Genomic DNA, 5,606 nt, shown 5'->3' on the forward strand with positions numbered 1-5,606 from the left:
AGTAGCTTGCAATCCACTATTGCGTATAACCTTTAGCACGGTCAAAAAGCCTCCAAGGGTGCCCATCAACTAAAAGCGTTTTATTTTATGGAATATCCCAGCGCAGTGGATCAATAGATTTTTCTGAACACCCCTGGTTCGATGTTCGATATTCTCCCCCCCGTTTAGTCGCTAAGCGACAGTGCCTGAGGCGGCAGCGTTTCGGTGAGCCCGCTGCCATAAGTATAGGGCCCTACGGAGATAGGCAGTTTGCCGCGTGGCGCCTGTTGTCCGACAAGAATTTTGGACAGGGTGCGCACGCTTGCGAGGGATTGTTCGTAAGCGATCAACAAAGCCTCTGAATCAGCAAAGGGAGTGACCGCATAGGGGTTGCCCAGCGTCATGAGGGCAACGGGTTTGTCCATGCCGACAAGTTCGTCTACCAGCAATTCCTGGCTATCCTGCAACCCGTGATCTCCGCTACCGGATGCGAGGCGCAAATACAGCACAACGATCACAGCATCAGCATCTTCAGCCTCTTGCTTTACGGATGCAATGCGGCTTTCGGATGGATCCTCTTCAATTCTAACATCGCTCAGCACCGTTACGCCGGCAGCAATCGAATCGGCAAACAAATCCATAGCTGCACGGATGCTCGGAGAATTACGCCGGTTGGTGATCTGGATGACCGATACCTTTTTGGAGTCATCCAGCGGAAGCATCGTATCATTTTTGAGCAATGTCACAGCTTTATCAGCCGTAGCCTGTGCAAGGGGCTCGCCGCGCGGGATGGCGAGCAGGTAATCCAGGACGGGCTTTTTCACAAAACGCTTGTTGTGCAGCCCCGCACGTGCTTTTGCAGTTAACACACGGCGTACGGAGCGGTTGAGGACAGCCTCTGAGACGAGCCCATTGCTCACCGCATCGCGAACAGAACGCACAGAGCGACGGAAATCGCTTTTGGTAAGCACCATATCAGCGCCGGCAAGTAGCGGGTTTACCGTCCGTTCTTCAAAAGAATAATCATTCATCAAAGCGCCCATACGCACATCATCCGTGATGACGAGCCCATTGAAACTGAGCGTATCCCGTAACAGGGTGTGCAGTACGTTGCGGCTAAAGGTAGCCGGCAAAGGTTCTTCGTCGTACGCAGGAATCCACAAGTGCGCGCTCATCACAGCTGAAGGTTCAACTTCTTTATCGAACACAAAGCGGTACGGGTATAACTCTACCGCATCCAGTTCATGGTGATCACCGTGGATGGTGCCCATGCTGGTGTGGGTATCAACGTGCGTGTTGCCGTGGCCCGGAAAGTGTTTGAGTGTCGTAAGCATACCCAGCGCCTGCGCTTCTTGCACAAAGCTTGAGGCCATAAGCCCGACTAAAGCGGGATCTTCGCTGTACGACCGAATATTGATAATTGGATTTGCGGGGTTGTTGTTGACATCCACAACCGGCGCAAGCACCATATTGACGCCGACAGCTTTGCCTTCAATGGCAGTAAGCCGGCCAGCGGCGGCGGCAAATACGGGGTCGCGGGTCGCGCCAATGCCCATATTGGACGGCAATTCAGTCAGGTTATTGGAATGCCGGCCCACGCCGCGCTCATAATCTGCTGTAAAGAAAAGTGGCAGGCCAGATTCTTCTTGCAAGGTCCGCGTTTGTTCATACACGTCTTGCGGATCCATGGCGCGGGAAACGATAAATCCACCGACATAAAAATCTTCAACAGCTTCCATGGCACGCTCTCGGGCGCGCTGCGAGGTGCCGTCGAGATTTATAATAAATAGCTGCCCAATTTTCTCATCGAGGGAAAGATTTTCCATCATTGAGTCGACCCAGGCATCTCCATCAGTTGGGTCAGGTTTGAGCAGGTTCAGCACCTCATCATCATAATCAAAGAAGAGGCTATCGAGGGCTGCATTGAACGCCGTCTGCGCGATCAGGCGATCAGCTTCGATAGAGCGTTCCTCATCCACGACCCAACTGTCTGGTGAAAAACAGCCGGCCCTGAATAGAATGAAAACCGTAATAAGGACCAGACTTCCTACCTGGAAGGCGTCCCATCGGGGAATAGTACGAATCCGTTCGATTGTATCTCGGGAGTATTTTTTACAACAACCCGGGTATTTTGTCCACGTTAAAGAACACTGCGTTTCTGCAACAGAGGTTCCTTATGTCGTTGAAAATAACCGATTTGTGTGAACTTCACTAATCTAAAATTGCTGCCTTATATTCTTTTGGAATTAATGAGCCAAAGAATATACCACTTATGAAAACGAAGCTCCGCCAAGAGTGGCAGCGGTTTGTAGATGCATTCCGGCAATTGGACAAGCAGACGATGTTCGTGCTCACCATGGCCGGCTTCCTCATAGTAATACAATTCAATCTTGGTAGCCGTAGCTTTTTCCGCAAAGAAATAGCGCCTTTTCTCTTCGATGACGTGTGGCATGGGCTTGCCAGTTGGGGCTGGTGGTTTACCATACAGGGTATAACCGGCTTTGTCATCCCCGTTTTATGCCTCATTTTCATCTTCAAACGCAAGCCTTCGGAAATAGGCCTTGGGCTTGGCGATTGGAAACTGGCATCGATTCTCGCGCTCTGCTACCTGCCACTTGTTGGTATCGGCACCTGGATTCTTTCCGATAGTCCATCCTTTCAATCCCACTACCCCCACTACAATCAGGCGGCCTACGACTGGACCGCGTTCTTCATTTATGAACTCCTCTTTCTCTTTTACTGGATAGGCTGGGAGTACCTGTGGCGCGGCTTTATGCTCTTCGGCATTTCCCACACCTTTGGCATGCAGGCTATTTTTATTCAGATGGTACCGTTTGCCGCCCTGCACGTAGACAAACCGCTCCCTGAGGCCCTGCTCTCTGTTGTCGGCGGCATAGCGCTTGGCGCACTGGTGTGGCGGTGTCGCTCATTCTGGATTGCTGTGCCTATCCACGCAGCTCAAATGCTGATTCTTGACTTCTGGTGTACCCTCCGCTTGAGAACCGGCGTTGAAGGCATTGGCGTTGGCGATATGATGCAGGTTTTTCAACGGTGGCTCGGGGGGTAGGGATGCGACACACCCCTGTCCGACGTTGTCGGACTGTCCCCTCTCGAGAGGGGAATTTTTCTGCCCATAGACCATTTCGGTTAGTTAGCTTTTCGTCTGTTCGCGGTTGAATACGCTACCTGTTCTCCATCGGCAAACTTCCCCCCTCCAAATAAGATGGCAATCCCCATGCGGACTAACTGGGCCGGCAACCTTAGATACAGTACGGACCGCCTGCACCTGCCGGCGTCTATTGAAGAGGCCCAGGACATCGTACGCAAAGCAGAAAAAGTCCGCCCGCTGGGTTCTGCCCATTGCTTCAATCCTATTGCTGACAGCACGGTCCAGCAAATTTCAGCAGAAGCACTTGATTTCGGGATTGAACTTGATGCAGATGCACAGGTCGTCACGGTAAGCGGTGGCGTGCGTTACGGAGAACTGGCCCCTTTTCTCCACGAACACGGCTACGCCATCCATAACCTGGCTTCGCTTCCGCATATCTCGATAGTTGGGGCCTGTGCCACGGCAACACACGGCTCGGGCGTACAAAACGGCAATCTCGCGACTGCCGTGCGGGCCATTGAGTTTATTGATGCAAGCGGTGAACTGGTGCGGTTGTCGCGTGATGCAGATGGCGACCGGTTTGCCGGCGCGGTGGTCAACCTTGGCTGCCTGGGACTGGTAACGCGCATCAGCCTGCACATCGAACCCACGTTCGACATGACGCAGCACGTCTACCTCAACCAGCCGATGGCAGACATGGTGGAGCACGCTGACGCGCTGTTGGCCAGCGGGTACAGCGTGAGCCTGTTCACCGACTATAAAAACCAGGCAAACAACCAGATTTGGGTCAAACGAAAAGCCACCAACACGGCGCCAGTGGACGCAACGTTTTACAATGGGATACTCGCTGATCGCAACGTAAATCCCGTACCCCGCATGTCTCCCGAAAACTGTACCACTCAACTCGGTGTGGCGGGGCCATGGCATGAACGCCTCCCCCACTTCAAAATGGCATTCACGCCGAGCAGTGGCAAAGAGCTGCAAACTGAATTTTTTGTGGCCAGAGAACACACCCGCGCTGTACTCGACGTATACCGCGCGATGGCTGACGACCTTGCACCCATCCTGATGATTTCAGAAATCCGGACCGCAGCAGCTGACGATTTATGGATGAGCATGGCCTACAACCGGGAATCAGTGATTTTCCACTGCACCTGGGAGCAAAACTGGGATGTCCTGCAGGCCCTGCTCCCCAGGCTCGAAGCCGCGCTAAAACCGTTCGATGCAAGGCCTCACTGGGGGAAAAACTTCCGGATGGGCAGGGAGGAGCTAACGGCGCTGTATCCGCGGTTTGATGACTTTCGCGACCTGGTTGCGACCTACGACCCAGCCGGCAAGTTTCGCAATGCCTTTATGGAAGAGAAGCTGTTTGGGGGGTGATTGGTCAAGTGGAAGTCCCTATTACTTCTCTTGATCATCAAATTCTAAGGCCTCGTTTTCTTTAACAAAAATATACTTTTCATTGGGTTCTATCGCCTGACCAATAGAAAATCCTAAAAGGCCCAATAATCCAAAGCCCACATTCTTACCAAGCTTTGCGTAACTATAACCCAAAGCTTCTATTGTACAGGCATCGGTATGACATTCGGGCTGCTTCACTCTTGTTAATACTGCACCCAAAATGGCTGCACCCAGCAGAGCCATGGAAACTCTGTTTTTTGACAGAACCGTCACATTATCTATCTCCGACAAAGGCAGCGTGTGCATTTCATTATCCGCAAGTCCTGTCCAACTAATCGAATCGGCATCAATACTAAGCAGATCTCCTTTCAATCTCTGTCCATTCTGGAGCCTAATAGTCACCACTTGTTTTTCAGCTGAAACAATCACCTCTTGAAAAGCCATAGGAGCCTGGCGTGAAACATAGTTGGTACTTGTACAACCTGCCTGGACGAATGTGCACCCTATTAAGAACAAATAAATGTAGCGCATAAGGAGACTCCCCAATGAACAATTAGAACTGTAAATATGATCGCCTTGTAGATTTGCTGACGATCAGTTGGGGGGGTATTATAAAGCCGCAAGAAATTTGAAACTGGTAACCCGCGAGTAATCTCTGGCGACACACTCGATTACATCTCATTCCCTTGCATATTCTGCCCCTTCGTTGTTCGCGCACGGCAGGAAGTTTGCGTTTTGCTCACTCGCAATAAAAGTGAACATTGTAACATCGTAGCGTAAAAACCGCGGTATTTTCTAACCGAGCATTAATCTGGACTAGCCACCAACCATCGTCTTTATTGACAGACACTTCCCCCATCTCAATAGGACCAATTTGATTGTATTCGCCATACGCAAAATTAACCCTTAGATGTGTAGCGAACTCAAACACAAGCTTAGTCTTGGCCAGCATAAAATCAACCATATGCTTATACTTTTCCTCGCCATTCCAGTCTATGTGGAGCACAATATCACGCCCACCATTTTCCCACTCCAGACCTGACAAAGCAACGTACCCAATTACTGGTAACAGTCTGGCCAGCATTTACTAATACTGGCCATAAGAGTCCGCACATGC

General features: G+C 51.2%; 4 protein-coding genes. 2 read left to right on the top strand and 2 right to left on the bottom strand.

Translation table 11 applies throughout. The features are described 5' to 3' along the window. Nucleotides 1–164: 164 nt before the first annotated feature. The gene (locus AAF564_25685) at nt 165–1,958 is read right to left on the bottom strand and encodes a glycoside hydrolase family 3 N-terminal domain-containing protein (GenBank protein ID MEM8488963.1); all 1,794 of its coding nucleotides are present in this window, start codon (nt 1,956–1,958) and stop codon (nt 165–167) included. A 293-nt stretch (nt 1,959–2,251) separates the two neighbouring features. Here AAF564_25685 and AAF564_25690 point away from each other — a divergent pair, with 293 nt between their 5' ends. Continuing rightward, nucleotides 2,252–3,046, top strand: coding sequence for a CPBP family intramembrane glutamic endopeptidase (locus AAF564_25690; GenBank protein ID MEM8488964.1), 795 nt, complete (start codon nt 2,252–2,254; stop codon nt 3,044–3,046). A gap of 168 nt (nt 3,047–3,214) precedes the next feature. Beyond that, nucleotides 3,215–4,468, top strand: a complete 1,254-nt coding sequence (locus AAF564_25695) for a D-arabinono-1,4-lactone oxidase (protein ID MEM8488965.1) — start codon at nt 3,215–3,217, stop codon at nt 4,466–4,468. 21 nt (nt 4,469–4,489) lie between these two features. On the opposite strand, the gene AAF564_25700 is transcribed toward AAF564_25695, so the two are convergent. Further along, nucleotides 4,490–4,933 (bottom strand): hypothetical protein, encoded by a 444-nt coding sequence (locus tag AAF564_25700; GenBank protein MEM8488966.1) that lies wholly within the window; start codon nt 4,931–4,933, stop codon nt 4,490–4,492. Between the last annotated feature and the right edge of the window lie 673 nt (nt 4,934–5,606).

It is taken from the genome of Bacteroidota bacterium, assembly GCA_039111535.1.
GTDB lineage: Bacteria > Bacteroidota > Rhodothermia > Rhodothermales > JAHQVL01 > JBCCIM01.